This is a genomic window from Sphingopyxis sp. P8 (genome assembly GCF_020622175.1).
In the GTDB taxonomy this organism is placed as follows: Bacteria; Pseudomonadota; Alphaproteobacteria; order Sphingomonadales; family Sphingomonadaceae; genus Sphingopyxis; species Sphingopyxis jiangsuensis.
On the sequence record NZ_JACNMK010000002.1, the window covers coordinates 855813 to 871361 of the forward strand.

Annotated in this window: 6 protein-coding genes; 5 read left to right on the forward strand and 1 reads right to left on the reverse strand. The window is 57.3% G+C overall.

The genetic code is table 11. The features are described from left to right. The first annotated feature begins 120 nt into the window (after positions 1 to 120). From H7692_RS12585 to H7692_RS12595, 3 genes are read left to right on the forward strand one after another with little or no spacing between them, the layout of a single operon-like run. Positions 121 to 3237: a helicase-related protein gene (locus tag H7692_RS12585; protein WP_227340277.1), complete on the forward strand. Its 3117-nt coding sequence runs from the start codon at positions 121 to 123 to the stop codon at positions 3235 to 3237. A gap of 9 nt (positions 3238 to 3246) precedes the next feature. Further along, on the forward strand, positions 3247 to 5094 hold the full coding sequence (gene drmB, locus H7692_RS12590; protein ID WP_227340278.1) for a DUF1998 domain-containing protein: 1848 nt from the start codon (positions 3247 to 3249) through the stop codon (positions 5092 to 5094). Continuing rightward, complete coding sequence (locus tag H7692_RS12595; protein ID WP_227340279.1) at positions 5094 to 6758, forward strand: nuclease-related domain-containing DEAD/DEAH box helicase; 1665 nt, start codon at positions 5094 to 5096, stop codon at positions 6756 to 6758. Before drmB ends, H7692_RS12595 begins: the two co-directional genes overlap by 1 nt. Positions 6759 to 6782: 24 nt before the next feature. On the opposite strand, the gene H7692_RS12600 is transcribed toward H7692_RS12595, so the two are convergent. Then, the gene (locus tag H7692_RS12600; RefSeq protein WP_227340280.1) at positions 6783 to 9434 is read right to left on the reverse strand and encodes a UvrD-helicase domain-containing protein; all 2652 of its coding nucleotides are present in this window, start codon (positions 9432 to 9434) and stop codon (positions 6783 to 6785) included. 148 nt (positions 9435 to 9582) lie between these two features. Here H7692_RS12600 and H7692_RS12605 point away from each other — a divergent pair, with 148 nt between their 5' ends. Next, positions 9583 to 12579, forward strand: a complete 2997-nt coding sequence (locus tag H7692_RS12605; protein ID WP_227340281.1) for a hypothetical protein — start codon at positions 9583 to 9585, stop codon at positions 12577 to 12579. Beyond that, positions 12572 to 15544, forward strand: a complete 2973-nt coding sequence (locus H7692_RS12610) for an SNF2-related protein (RefSeq protein WP_227340282.1) — start codon at positions 12572 to 12574, stop codon at positions 15542 to 15544. Before H7692_RS12605 ends, H7692_RS12610 begins: the two co-directional genes overlap by 8 nt. Positions 15545 to 15549: the final 5 nt, after the last annotated feature.

The following is a 15549-nucleotide window of genomic DNA, read 5'->3' on the forward strand; positions in this document are numbered from 1 at the left end:
AACAGTCCGTTAGGACTTCAGGACTAGGGCGGGAGGCAGATATTCCAACTCTGAGCCAGAAGGGCAAGAGGATCGATCAGCATGACGGTAATACATGACCCTTCCAGCATACGATCGAGTATGGTTGCTCGACTGTTTGAGGATCTGATTGGGCCCCGACAGGAGAACGAGAAATTACAGTCCCGTCCTTCGGATGTTTATCTGTCCGGCATCCTTTGGCCGATGCGATCTGCAACTCCTGGAGAGGAAGACGACAAGCTCGAGGTCGGTAGTACAGGCAGAAACGAAGAGGCGTCGGACGGAGCGCCAGAGGAAATCCCGGCGAAATCCGTGATGCGCCCTTCTACCGCCGGCGTATCCTTTTCGCTTCGCTCCGCCAGTAATTACAAGATCAATGTTGAGGTTAGCTTCGCCCGGTACGACAAGGTAATCGAGGACGACGGCCTGGAAGTTTGGGAAAGGACCTCGGTTAACCTTCTGGTTGAGGGCATCAGCTGTGACGGCAACTCTGCCAGAATTGGCCTTGCCGAAATGAACAAGACGGCAAGTGGTGCAGAACTCCATGTCAGGGCAGTCGACGGACCAGACTGCCGGCTGGTCACGGTAACCCTCATCAATTCCAACCTCTCGACAGCTGGAAGGGACGACGCCGAGAGCTCTACGTTCTTCCAGACCGGTCTGACGATAACCGCAGGCGAAGATTCTGCTCTCGTTCCGCGGCCGTCTGGCAGGGGATTTCAGGGATCGACTGGCGACGAAGAAGCCATTTCCAACGCCCTGCTCTATCGCAATGTTGAGGAGTTCGCAGCAGGCCATACATGCTCCGCAGAATGGTCTGATCCGTTTGTCGGGGCGAACGGAAACGAGGTCGCTTTTGTAAAAAGCACCTGGATGCCGAGCGGGGTTGTTCCGGACGTTTCGTCTGCAGGCCATGCCGTATTCGAGGAGCTCGCGGCCGCCGGGGGGGCAGGACCACTTGGCGCGGACTTTCTGGCCTCGGCAAGCACCGATGATCTTCTGCTTGGGCTCGAGGGGTTCTGCGCAGCGTACGAAAGCTGGATCTCTATCCAGGCTTCGAGGATAAGCGAACTTGGCGACTGGGAACGGAAGGCCGCGGAGACGAACCTCGAGCGATGCCGGACAGTCATGGAACGCATGTCTGCTGCCTGCAGCAGAATGGGGCGCGATAGTGCAATGCGGCAGGCGTTTCAGCTGGCCAACCTTGCCATGAGCACGCAGTTCAACTGGGCGCAGGAGGGCGCGAGCAGACCACTCGTCTGGCGGCCGTTTCAGCTGGCCTTCCTTCTTCTCGCCTCGGAATCCACGATTGACCGGGAACACGTTGACCGGGACGTAATGGACCTTCTCTGGTTTCCAACCGGTGGCGGCAAGACGGAAGCTTACCTCGGTCTCATTGCCATGCTGATCTTTCATCGTCGGCTTGGCGGTCTGGCCGAAAGCGGCCCCGGAGTGGTGGCGGTCATGCGTTACACCCTCCGGCTTCTCACCACCCAGCAGTTTTCCCGGGCCGTCGCGATGATTGCCGCCTGCGAAGCTATCCGGACTGGCCTCATCAGAACCAGTTTCGATTTCGAGCTGAAAGGTGCGCATCCGATCTCAATCGGGCTTTGGGTGGGGGACGCGGCCACTCCAAACAGGAGATCAGCTGCCTATGCTGCCTTGCATGGAGCGAAAGAGGTCTCCTCGCCGGAACAGCTTGCGAAATGCCCCTGCTGCCACCAAGATGTCAAATGGACACAGCAAGCAGCGACTTCACCCGTATGCGTCCAATGCGTGAACAGCAAATGTCTGCTGCATGGTGAGCTTCCGGTCTTTACTGTCGATGATGACATCTACGAGCAGCGACCTGCCCTGCTTATTGGAACAGTCGACAAATTTGCACAGATAGTAAGGAACGACCGCACTGTTGTGCTCTTTGGCGCTCACGACGGTAACACTCCCGACCTCATAATCCAGGATGAATTGCATCTGATTTCGGGGCCACTGGGCACAGTGTCCGGGCTCTATGAAAGCGCAATAGACCTGATCTTTTCGGCATCTGGAAGCCTGCCCAAGATCATTGGCTCGACCGCCACCATCAGAAAGGCTGAGGAGCAGGTAAGGGCGCTTTTTGACAGGAGGACTTGCCAGTTCCCTCCACCGGGAATTGATCACCAGGACTCAGGCTTCGCGGTCACAAAACCTGTAAAAGAGAAAGCCGAGGGAAGACGGTACATCGGCATTTCGACAGCGGGCCGGTCAGCCAAATTTGCGCTTCAGGCGATCGCGGGGTCATTGCTCCAGTCGGCGTCACGATTGCCGGCCGGGGCAGGAAGAGACGACTACTGGACGTTGCTCGGCTATTTCAATTCTCTGCGCGAGCTAGGTGGTGCGCTCGTACTCATGCAGGACGACGTGTCGGATTCGGTGAAGCTTTTTGCCGCTGCCAGATCAGAAGATGAGCGCGAGGTGTCCAACGTCGAGGAACTTACCTCACGACGGACGCAGGACGAAATCCTAAGGATGCTCGATCAGCTCGAAACCCCATGTAACGAGGAAGGCTCGGTTGATGTGGTTCTGGCCACAAACATGGTCAGTGTGGGCGTCGACATAGCGCGCCTTGGGCTGATGGTCGTCAACGGGCAACCGAAGACAACGTCGGAGTATATCCAGTCAACCAGCCGGGTAGGTCGAAGTGATACAGCGGGACTTGTTGTCACGATACTCAACAATGCAAAGGCACGGGACAGATCCCACTTCGAGACATTTGCGGGCTGGCACCAGGCGCTCTATCGGGACGTCGAAGCGACCAGCGTTACGCCCTTTGCCTCCAGGGCCAGAGACCGCGCTCTCCATGCCGCCCTCGTAGCTGCTGTACGTCATCTGGTTCCGGGTATGACCGGCCAGTCTGACGTCAGGTTGTCGGAAGAAAGGCGCGAGCTTGCCGAAGAGCTGGTTCACAAGATGGTGCTGCGTGCCGGACGCATTGACAGTGAGGAGACCGAAGTCAGGGCGGAGCTCGAAAAGCTGCTGGACGACTGGCAGGCAAGATCGCCCCAGAAGTATTGGGACGAATTTCGACCATCCGCATCCCTTTTGCAAAGTGCAGAAAAGGCTGCCCAGAAGAGGGCTCTTGGTCGTGAGCCCGGCGAAGCATGGGCCACAATGAACACCATGCGCAGCGTCGAAGTCGGCTCGGCTTTCCGGATGGCCGAACGGCTGCGCAAGGGGAGGTAGCGGAAGATCATGGCCAAGAATGACCTTGGAGAAATCAGACGGGCCTCGCTTGTCTCGACATTTGGCCCAGGAGCTGTCGTCGACTTCCGGGCCTCGGGAGGTGCTGTCTCAGGTGTCGTGGCTGGACTCGAAACATGGGACGAGAAGTTCCCGCCTGCCGGTCTCGCAAACCGCCAGACTGTAACGGAGCGGCGCCTGCAAAAGAAGTTGCAGGTCAGCGGATTCAGGCTCCCTCCCGTCCTAGAGACGCGAACTTCGAAAGACGACAAGGAGGATTCCCGCCGCCTTGTCGCCACCAGATTCCCGATCTGGCTTCAATGCCCGCACTGCGACAGGATCGGCAGGTCCAGCGACTGGGCGAACATCGCCGGCAACCCTACACCCTATTGTGGCGAGTGCAGCAGGACGAGCGAAACGGGTCGGAAGATACACGTCATACCCGTACGCTTCGTTATGGCCTGCGAGAACGGCCATCTGGACGACTTCCCATGGCATTTCTGGGTGCGTCACAAGGAGGGGTGCCGGAACGCAGGCCGCCAGGGTTTCCTCGACTTCCGATCGGAGAGCGCCGGGCTTGCGGGCCTTGTCGTCAAATGCCGGGAATGCGGCGCCAGGCGATCGATGGAGGGCGTGTTCTCGAAGAAGATGTGGGCAAACAGCGCAAACTGCGCCGGGAAACGCCCGTGGCTGGCTGAGGCTGACGAGAACTGCGACCTCAAACCGGTCTGTGTTCAGCGAGGTGCCTCCAATCTCTATTTCCCGGTCGTCGAGAGTGCGCTCAGCATTCCCCCGTGGATGCCAAACCTTCGTGAGAAGCTTGGTGGTTTCTGGGGCCCACTTTCACTTACATTTCCAGAGGACCGGGCAAAGCAGATCGAGAGATACTGCGAGGACCCCTCGTTTCGTCATGTGCTGGACAGCCTCGGGAAAAGTCCTGCGGAGCTGGCTGCTCTTATTGAGACCGAACTCAACCAGGATGCGGAGATCGATATCGATCACCTCCGTCTCGCCGAATACAAGCAGTTCCTGAATTCGAAGACCGAAGTGAGTGACAAGGAATCCGAATTTGAAATTCGCCATGAGCCAGTCCCCACGGCCCTTGAAGGCCTGGTGTCAGATGTGGTCCGGGCTGTGAGGCTTCGCCAGGTGCAGGCAATCAGGGGCTTTACAAGGATCAACCCTCCCGGAGAGCTGGAAGAGGGAAACATTGCGCTCCTGAGTGAGCATAAACTGCCTTGGCTTCCCGCAATCGAAGTCAGGGGTGAAGGCATATTCGTTGCGCTTGATGAAGAGCAGGTCGAAATCTGGGAACAGCGATCAGCCGTCCTTGATCGGGTCCGGCGCCTGAACGATGACCACGCAAGGTCATGGCATGAGCGTCATGGCGAGGAATCGACTCCGAAAAAGATCTCCGCCCGTTTCCTTCTGTGTCACACGCTTTCTCACATCGTGATGAAGCAGCTGACGCTCGAGTGCGGCTATTCATCGTCTGCCATTCAGGAGCGGCTTTACGCTGACGAAGAAGGTGGCGAGATGGCGGGCTTTCTTATCTATACAGCGACCTCTGACGCGGACGGAACGCTCGGCGGCCTGCAGCGTCAGGGCAGATCGGACCGATTTGGCGAAATGTTTTTCAACGCAGTCCGGGGGGCAGAGTGGTGCTCGTCTGACCCACTCTGCATTGAGGACCTTATGGGTGCATCTGCAAGCTTCTCACGCTCGGCTTGCCATGCCTGCGTTCTTGCGCCGGAAACCGCATGCGAGGAGTTCAATCATTTCCTCGACCGCGCCCTCATCGTGGGCACTCCGGATCAGCCGGAACTAGGGTTCTGTTCCACTCTGCTGGAGAAGTACTGATGGCAAGGATGTGGCCTGAAAGGCTTCCCCAAGAGGTTCGTAACACTCCCTTCCGCAAGGCGGAGATCGCTGTGTTCGATGCTCTTGAAAGCGTCCTGGAAGACGACTTTGTCGTATTCTATTCGAGGCCTTGGCTGGGCGAAGATCGGTTCGGCAATGAACGCGATGGAGAGTGTGATTTTCTCATCGCACACCCGCGCTTCGGCATCCTGGCTATTGAGGTAAAGGGGGGAGGTATTTCCTATGACCCTGCCAGTTCACAGTGGGTCAGTACTGACCGTGGCGGAATAAGACACCGCATCAAGGATCCGGTCGGACAGGCGGTCAGCGCCAAGCACGAAATGCTTCGAAGACTGCAGGACCACCGGCAATGGCAAACCCGGCATATCCATATCGCACATGGTGTGATCTTCCCCAATGCAGAGTCACCGCCATCAGACCTCGGCGCGGACAAACCGCGAAGGATTTTCTGCTGCGCCAAGGATCTCAACCACAACCTCAGGAGCTGGGTTGGGCAGCGGCTGGGCGAAGGGCGTGAGCAAACAGGTGACGAACCTCTGGGTGCAGACGGCATCAGGGCTCTGGAGGACATTCTCGCCAAACCGGTCCTGCTGAAATTTTCCCTCGGCGCCCAGATTGAGGACACGAATAGGCAATTGGTCGCGCTCACTCCAAGTCAGTTCCACATCATTGACATGATATCCGGCATTCCCAAGGCGCTTGTCGAAGGTGGTGCTGGAACTGGCAAGACAGTCATTGCGATGGAGGAAGCGCGAAGATCCGCTGCCGCTGGCAAAAGAACTCTCCTGACCTGCTATAATCGTTCATTGGCCCGATCAATGCAGCGTATGGTCGGGGAAGTGGCCAATCTCGAAATTCTCAGCTTTCACTCGTTCTGCAGACATGTTGTCAAACTTGCAGGGCATCAGCTTCCGCGTGAGGACGGCAGTTCAGATTATTTCGGAAAGCGATTGCCTGAAGCCGCTATGCTGGCACTGGAGAGCGACACATCGCTCCGTTGGGACGAAATTGTTGTCGATGAGGGACAGGACTTCCGTCAACTGTGGTGGATCATTCTGGAAAGCGCGCTTTCGGATGAGCGCAGGCTTAGGGTCTTCGCTGACTCCAACCAGCAGGTCTACGGAGAACTGGAAGCGCCACCTGCTGATCTTGAACTAATTCCAATCCGGCTGAGCCAGAACCTGAGAAACACACGCAACATCCACGCTGCCGCGGCGGAACATTACACCGGATTTCCTATCACTGCCATCGGACCGGACGGAACTTCAGTGGAATGGCTGAAGGTCGAAGACGACCAGCAGCTTCCCCGAATCCTGATCCAGAAGCTCAAAGAGCTTGTGAACAAGCAGGAATGGTCACCCGGTGGAACGGCGCTCCTGCTACCCAACTTGGAGTTGGTGGAGGAATGCAGGGCGCTTGTCGGCAGGACCAATATGGAAGTCACTGACGCTGATGAGATGTCTGATGACGCCGTGGTCATTGACACTGTCAGGCGGTTCAAGGGGCTGGAAAGGCCAGTTGTCCTGATCGCTTTCCGCGCACAGGACCGGGGAACAAGCGAGTACGCCTATGTCGGTCTGTCGAGGGCGTCCAGCCATCTGGTTGTGGCTGGAGATCAGGATGTTCTCGCGTGGCTCGAGTAGGTCAGCAATGGCGCGAACCCGGCTCTAATGGAAAAAAACCAGTGGGGTCCCCGCAAGGATCGGTGCCAGCGAAAATCTTGGCGACTTTGAGGCATCCTGGGACACGACAGAGCTGGAGCCAATGACAAATACGCCCTCGATCCTGATCGACGGACTTACATCCTTGCCGGTCAGCTCTTTTCCGATCATCCGCAGGTCTGATGTAAATGCAGCTGATAGCCAACCGACAGGGATTTTTCCGGAATCCTGATCCAGACTGATTCTATACCTGCCGCTCCTCAGTGTGAGCACCGCCCTGCCGATTTTCTCGGATCGCCGCCACAGGTGGAAATTTATGTCAGCAAGATCTTGCGCACCTTTGTCCGACGCTTGCGCTTCGACGTCATCCGGAAGCCCAATCTCAACATAGGCAGCCGGATTCGCGGTGGCAGTTAAGGCCCTCCAGTTGCGCTTGCGAACACCGCGCAAGGTTTTCATCCCCTTGGGGTATGCGCCAATTCTAAGCTCCTTTGATGCACGGGTGGCGCCAACATATAGCACACGTGCTTCTTCCAGAATCTTCTCCGCTTCTTCGGCTCGCGTTGTGCCAGCGAGGCTCAGCACGACAACCTCGGCCTCCCTGCCTTTTGCAGCATGGATGGTAGAAAGGAGCGGAGCAGATCGGGGGCCGATATCCGCTATGGCAAGCTCTGCGACCGGCGCGCTGCTCCTCATCATTTCCGCAAGCCTGACGAGGTCAACCCCGCCCCTTTCATCGCCACTGACCCGCCGGAGCGTCGCCCATGCCTGTTGAGAAGGCCTTCCGGGAAACGGTTGGAGGCTGGTGTATGCTTCAAGGAATTCCTTTTCGGAGATGGACTCACCAATCGCGGATTGCAGCGCAGCGGAAATCCAGGGCTGAATCAGCGTGCGGTGATGAGGCAGCCGGGTCCTTACAGGCTGTCCTGCGCGGAGGGACTGGTTGATCGCTGAAGTCAGCTGTCCACGCCACCGGAAGAGATGGAATGCGTCGCCTCCGACAGTCCGCCCATGTTGGCTGGTAGCAGGCTCTGCAGCCGTCTCGATCTCGTTGCGGATGCGCTCGAAGATCTCAATCGGCTGCATTTCGTCAGAATCCAGAAGGCGCCTTCCTTCAGCAAACAGGTCCAGAAGCTTCTGCGACTTGCACCGATAGTTTCTGAACAGCTCGACAGTTCTGAAAGCAGGTTCAATTGCGTTCAGGCCGCTTTCGATCCCTGCTTTTTCGCCTTCCACAAAATGATAGATGGACTGCGCCGGGTCATGGAACACAGAGATTCCACAATCTTTCCGCAAGCATTTCAGAAGAGCCAGCACCATTGACCTGCGATCTCCGGTGAGATCCTGCGCTTCATCGATCACTACATGCTGATACCGCTCAAGCTCATCCAGCAGCCAGTCCTCATCAGCTTCAAGCAGCTTGAGCGCTCCCCTGATCCCGGCCTCAAAGTCCGCTGAGGTTAGGTCGCTGGCGGTCCCCGCGCCCGAATTCAGTGCCCACGCCAGCGAATCCAGCGTCTGAATATTGATCGCAAAGGCATCATCGGGGTGCTCAAGAAACCCAGCAATCCGGTTACGAATTTCCGCAACGGCCGCTCTCGTGAAGCTGACGACCAGAATGCGAGCAGGAACAGCGCCGCCTCCGATAAGTTTCGCAATCCTGCTACAGGCCGTCCAGGTCTTGCCGGACCCTGGTGCGGCGGCAATCAGCAGGCGCGCATCGATCGGGGCTTCAATTACTTCCGCCTGCGCCCGGTCCTCGGGTACGGGCATTCCATGGGGCGTCGGAATACCGAGCCATTCCGAAAATGTCTCCGCAGATGCTTCACCAAAGCTCCATCTGTTCAGACTGTCATCCTCAGGAGTGCTGAGGAGCGTCAGGATCGCAAGAAGCCTCTCGGGCATTCCGAGCTGCTCGGGCCAATCCTTCACACCGGCCGGGCCGGCGTGGCTGAGATACAGCCATGCAAGATCATCAGGATCGTCCAGCCTCAGGCAGACGTTATTGGCGGCCCCATCCCGGAAACAGACTGCGGGTACTCGCCCTTCTCCCTCCGGAACATTGCAAAGCCTCACTTGCAAACTGCCAAGCTCGACTAGCGTTTGAGGTTCGGATCCGGCGTTGATCTGAAGTGATGAATGCGACGAGGCCTCACGAAGGCTGTCCAGAATGCTGGCAGGGCGCAATCCCTCGGCAAGGCCGAGACGATCTGTGATGGAGGGCCAAGGAGGAGGAGGTATGTGTTGAAAAAGGTCGACAGATTGATCCTGTGCCACTGTTTTTCTGACGACGGAGTTTGCATCGAGCAAGGGACCCGCATCTTCCAGGTCGCCGAGCAGCACATCAGGCCCAAGCCCCAACGTCACTGTCATTGGCTCAACGGCCAAAAGGTACTTCTTGCCGCCGTTCTCGATCAGCGAGAGATCGCCGACAGCAGACAGCTGCTTGCAGATGCTTCGGAATCTGGCGTCGACCGCTCCAGTTGAATAACCGGCAGATGACGCCAAGGCATTGATCCAGGCAGCCACCTCACTGAAATCCGCCGAACGGCGAGCGCTAACATATCTCCTGATCGCGTCCGCGACATGAGACCTGGCGGGCAACCCCGCTTCATCGCTGGGAAGACCGATGGATCCCGCAAGATGTTCGGACTCCACGGGGGCAAAAGAACGCAAGCGCCTTCCTCTCAAGAGAATTTCAAGTAATACAGTGCAGTATGTATTATGCCAGTTTAAATCTCGTCAAACATGCAAATTGGATTGGCGGCTTGATCGGGTTCTCGCGCAGGTGGAGAGATTTCTGGACATGAGTCTCGCGGAGATCGAAGCAGATATCAGGACGGCCTTTGATTTTCATCGGGAGCAAAGGCGGGGGCTTCCTGTCTTTGGCCTTGAGCACGGCCTTGATGCGGAAAGGGTTCAGGAGGCGCAGAACGCATTGGGCCGTATGGTCAGGTCACGGGCCGTCGAAAGCATCTTTCAGGCATTCCCCCTCTCTGTCGTCGCCTGCTCATCCGAGGTCGGCTACGATTATCGTGGAACCGGTACCGATTTCTGGCCGAAGCTTGAGGCTGAGATTGCAGCAGAAATCACCGAATCTGGAAGACAGGCCCATACGCGAGCCTTCCTTTACGCCCACAAAACGTTCGGCCTGAAGGCTCCTCCCGAAACACCTTGGACCCGAAATTTCCGACACATTGCGTGGCCAATCACGAATGCAGTTGCATCAAGGGAAATTCATCGCCCACTCGCCCTCGCGCTTCGCCGTTCGATGACGTTTGCGTTGGGCGGCGCCTCAATTCTCGAACTTGTCGAGAGACTCAAGATCGAGGCGAGAAGCCAGCAGAACACGCGCCTTATTGAATGGCTCCAGCATACGGACGTGGTGTCAGCTCTTGTTTCGAGACTGCTCGACCTGCCTGTCGAGGAAAATGCCGTTGAGACCGTGTCCCTTGACCGGATTGTTGCAGATCTCGAAGCTGATCCGATTGCAAGGCGGTCGGTCGCGTCAGCTTCGGAGAAACTGAAGACTGCAAATCGCAAGCCGGCAGTTCAGCCATTCCGCTTTCGGGTTGTTCCTGATGTTGGCAGCTTTCCGAGAGTGACGTTGCAGGTCCCGATTATGGAAGGGCCAGAGCGGGAGGCAATCGAGCGTGAGCTGGCAAAGTTCGGGGGGCGCATCTCGCTGGCTGATGGAGGTTGTGAGCTTGTTTCCTCGCAGCTTTCGCCGGGTTCCGAACTCGAAGTACAGATTTCGTCGCTTCACTCCCTTCTTTCAGGCAGCAAAGATCTGCTGAGCGGAGTCAATGAATCAGAGGAGCTCGTTGATCGACTTCGGAAGCTAATGCCGTCCGTGAGCGATCCGATGGTCCTTGTCGAGGAAATGGTGCCGGGCCATTTTGGCGACTGGAACAGCAAGAGAAAAATCCCGCGTGGCAGACGCGTGCTCCTGGCGACTTCCAGGATAATTGCTGAGCCTGAAGGACTTGTGTGTCTTGCAGAAAGCGAAGGAGTACACTTCCTCGAAATTCAGCTCTCCTCTGCAAAGGGACTGCTTCATCTCAACAGAGCCGGGGCCGCCATGGAGCACGAACAGCCCTATGAAATCATGGGGGGGATAGCGATCGCCGAAGGAATCGCTGGGCCAGTCTACGCACGTGGTATGCCTGTCCTTCTACGGCGCACCGGAGTCGGCGGTTCGGGCGAATGGATCGTGAGATCTAATGCAGTCGGTCAGCTGAGGTTAGGTGCGAACCATGTCGCCGCTACTCTGGATGACGCTCCGGATCATCAGGAGATCCAGATCGAGACCGGCGAGGCCAACGCAACAACGATAGTCAGTTTCACCTCGGTTGACGAGACGGCAAGACCCTTATCCGTACAGCTAGAACCTTCGTCTCCTTCCGTCGAAGATATTCAGCGAGGCCAGCTTCGGCTTCAGATCAGTTCGCCAATGGACCTTAAGCATGTTTTCGTATCAATCACCGTTGAATCTTCCGGGGTCAGGCTCGCATCCGCTTCGACGAAGATTGACACCATACCGGCAACGATTGGATCCGGCTCTGAACTGATCCGCGAACTGGCCAAGGCGCTCGTCCGGGCAGCGCCTGACAGGGTAGGGCACCTCAACCTGGAAGTGTCGCTCCACAAGATCTGGAAGCGGCGTTGGCGTCTCGACTGGGATCCAGTCGAGGTCAACTGGCTCAACAATGATGGTGTCTGGCACGCCCTTTCGGATGATAGTGAGCTTGAGATTTCCCGCTCTGAAGCGGCGGCGCCTCTTTCGAGGGCCGCATATGACGATCCTGACAGTCAGAGCAGCACATACAGGGTGCTGATTCCAACCGCTGACGGAACACCGGTCTATCTCGGTGCGATCTGCGATGGCCCTGAGGCACTGAGGCCTGGTGACATTGATCCCCAGCTTCCTGGAAAGATCGCGCGGACACTGGAAAGCGGCGAAGATATCGTCAGCTTTCCGGAGGCCGTAAACGGGTATCTCCTCTGGTCGGTAGCGAGGCCGGTCCATCCGATTGCTTCACTCGCATCGCGTGCAGTTGCTGGCCGTATTGAGGAGTTGATTGTGGAGCAGTTGTGCGGATCCGCTTGGCTTGAGGCAGAGCGCCGGTCGCAGATTTCTGCTGGCAGTCTCTTCGATGTTGTCGCTGCCCGGGCCATCGAGACAGAACTCGCTGCCGGAGGGGAGCTGCCACCCGTCCCGACTTCTTTGCAGAAGCTTCTCGCACGTAGCCTCGCGGATGAGATGCAGTCTGCCTGGCCACAACTGTCGGCCGATCTGCTGGATATTGATTTCGATAAATTCGCTGAAGAGATGGATGGCGCCGTTGCCAACACCTACGGGGTTCTGGCCGACCATCTGGAAGGTGAGGAAGCGGAAGCTTTCAGAGACGTAGACCCCTACTCGGAACCATCACAATGGCAGTCCGCATTAAGATCAGCGGTTGATCGCATGAGTGGCAGCTTGCTTTCGCGAATGATCCTGCCGGCGGAACGGGGAGATCAACTGCAGACCTGGGATTTCAGCCTGCCCGAGGCGCAACTTGTTTCCCTTCTCGCAGATATCCATACGGATCGATCCCCACGAGGCCAGAAACAATGGATTACTGCCCCCAACATCCAGGATTGCCTGCACCTCTGGACTGAGCCCTCGGAAGTTCTGAGGAGTGAGGAGTGGCTGACATCACTCGCACGGTTTCTGCAGGATCGGCAAACCGCCCGCGCGGTTCGTTATGCTGCGCTACGCTACCGTGCAGCTCGCTCGATGGACGCCAGGCATGGCTGAAGACCGGTTTCTGGCATTCGCTGCTGGTGTTCAGGCAATGCGTCGCCTGTGCGAGGGCATTGGAGTGGGGATGGGCGGCGCCCTTGGTGTCGCGGCTGAGCCCTATCCACATCAGATCGCAACAACGAAGCTCATTCTTTCCGACATCAGAATACGGCATCTCATCGCCGACGAGGTCGGCATGGGCAAGACCGTGCAGGCGTTGATGATCCTGAATGCGCTGCGCCGGCAGAAACCTTCGCACCGCACCGTCATCCTGACCCCGCCGCGCCTGATGGATCAATGGCACAAGGAATGCTGGACCAGGGCCCATGTGAACGCCACAGTTTTTGACGGAACAGGGAGCCTTCAGGACGGGCTGGTCCGGATTATCAATCCCCAGACAATTCTTGCTCGAGGCGACGGGAGTGACGACGGCTTCGAAACGTTCTCCCTTGATCCTGACTTTTTTGATCTTCTGATAGTCGATGAGCCTCAACTGATGCCAGTCGCGGTCATGGACGTGGTGCAGAGGGAGGCCCGTTCTTTCCGGCAGGTTCTGCTTCTCTCTGCAAGTCCGCGTTTAGGAGAAAAGGACGCCCGAACGAGGATCCTGTCTATCCTTGAGCCGGAGAAGACGAGCCTTGCAGAAGCAGAAGATCTCGGTGTTGATGCCTACATTGAGGCCCTTGAAGAGGATGCCTGCAAGCAGATCGCCGATGCCCGGCTCGATGGAGCAGAAGCATTTGAACGCCTTGCGAGGAGCCGCCGCATTGTCCGTTCAACCCGAAAACAGTGGCCAATGTTCTTCCCCAAGAGAAAATTCGAAGCCCTCGTTACCGAGCCGAACGATGCTGACGTCAAACGACTGCAATATGGCCTTGAATGGCTGGAGACCGACAAGGCTGATCGTGATCACTGGTCAGCAGCACAGCGCCTTCACCGAGGATCAAGATCAGTCAGGCCATTTTTGGCCGGGTACGATCTTTCGAATTCAGAGGCGGGTCGTCGCGCGCTCGAGCAATGCGATACCGGCCCTGGTGACTCTCGCCTCGATACCCTGCTCGATCTGCTTCGATTAATCTGGGCTCGGAATCCCGACGAGCAGGTCGTGATTGTTGCAGGCGATAATCCAACTATCGACTTTGTAACGCGAAATATCCGGAGATATTTTGACCCTACGGGCGAACGCATCGGGATTTCGACCATCCGTCGGCAGGCCGGTAGTGCCAAGACCGAGCTGGAAGACATAAATGAGATGCAGCAGGCAATGGCGCGCTTCTCGGAGGGAGAGGATCGGATCCTGTTTGTCGGCGACTGGATTCAGGCAGGTCTGAACCTGCATTATTTTGCGAAGAGCATTGTCTTCTACAATCTGCCTTGGGACCAGAACGCGGTCGATCAGCTCATCGGTCGACTGGACAGACTGAGACCAAATGGGCTTTTCAAAGGCGAAAATGGCAGAAAGTTCGAGGAGATTTCGATCTGGGCCATCGTACAGCCGGATAGTCCTGAGAGCCGGATACTCGCCGGCCTTGAGAAGCTTGGTGTTTTTCTTGAACCAATCCCTCCCGTTCCTCCGCAAATAGAAGTCGAGATACGCGAGTGCCTTGAGGCGCTCGCTTCCGGACAAGGTGTGAGCAAGGCTCTCGTGCGCCTGGAAGAGATCAACGGGTCAGTTCACGAAACGGCTCAGATCTCGAAGCTCGAACAGTATGCGCCGGCGCTGGCTGACCTCGCAAAACAGCAATACGAGGCTTTGCAGTCCGCTGATTTGCCTGACCCTGTAATATCCTCCAACGCTACGGATACCTTCACGCAAAGAAGCGAACGCGCACTGCTTGGATGGCTGGAGTTCCTGAAGAGATCACAGCTCCTCGGCATCGGGGGCAGGAAGGACAAGGTCGACCCTGATGTCCAATTCTCGACACTGTGGTACACAGACCCCGTCAGGAAGGTGTCCCCGGCAATCCGGCTCGACGAGGTCGAGGGCGGCAACTGGATATCTGACCATGTTCCGTTCGTCTGCAGATTGCGAGATCTCCATAGGCCCCCCCTAATGAAGGTACATACGGACGATGGGGAGCCTGAAGGTCGGCCATTACGTTTTCTGAGCCACGGCGACTCCGTCCACGATGATCTGATTGGAAAGACAATCCAGTTTGCCCGCGCTGCCTCTGCGGGTGATCCTGCAATCGGTGAGACAATCAGATTCGATCCGGAAAATGCGACCGCGGCCCGCTTCAGGAGCAAGCCGGTTCTTGCATCTGCGGCACTGGCGGACCCGACTGTCATTGCACTACCCTCCTCAACCTTTGATGCCTTCGAGCAGGAAGCGCTGCAGATCATCAGAAGTGCACCGGGCGAGCGCCAGAAGGCGCGGCTGCAATCCCTTCTGGATCTAGCAGCGGAGTGGTGGAATGCCGACTGCCGCTGGCTGGGTCTTCAGCTGGAGCCAATTTTTGAGGTGGCTGCCTTTTTCCTTGATGACACAACCTGGAAGGTGATGCCGGCCGCTGCTCTCAAGGACCTCCTCCAGGCAGATGCCGACCGGAAAGAGGCGCGGTTCCCGAAAGCATATGGCAACCCCTTCAGGCTCGATGTCGGCCTGGTCGATGAGGCGGTTGGCCAGCTACGCGATGCCCACACTACGCGAGCGATAGCATTGTGGCGAGAACAGCGTCAGGCCCTTCAATTGGCAACAACGCGCCGACTGGGTGGGCTGGCACGTGAGCAGGAGGATCTGCTCCGTGTCCTACAGATAAACGTCGATCGCGCTTGGAGTCGGACGGATGTCGTAGACGAAAGGCAGAAGCAGATGCTGACAGGGCAGGCAGAAGCTGCGGAGAGAATTCTGAGACTTGCCGAGACCGCAGCCGCAGCGCGCATTCGATGGCTGGAGGAGGCCCCTGGCCTGCTGGGCACTCCTGATCCGGACTGGCTCGGTACGGTACTCTTTCGACCTGTGCCCTATCAGGATTATTGAGAATA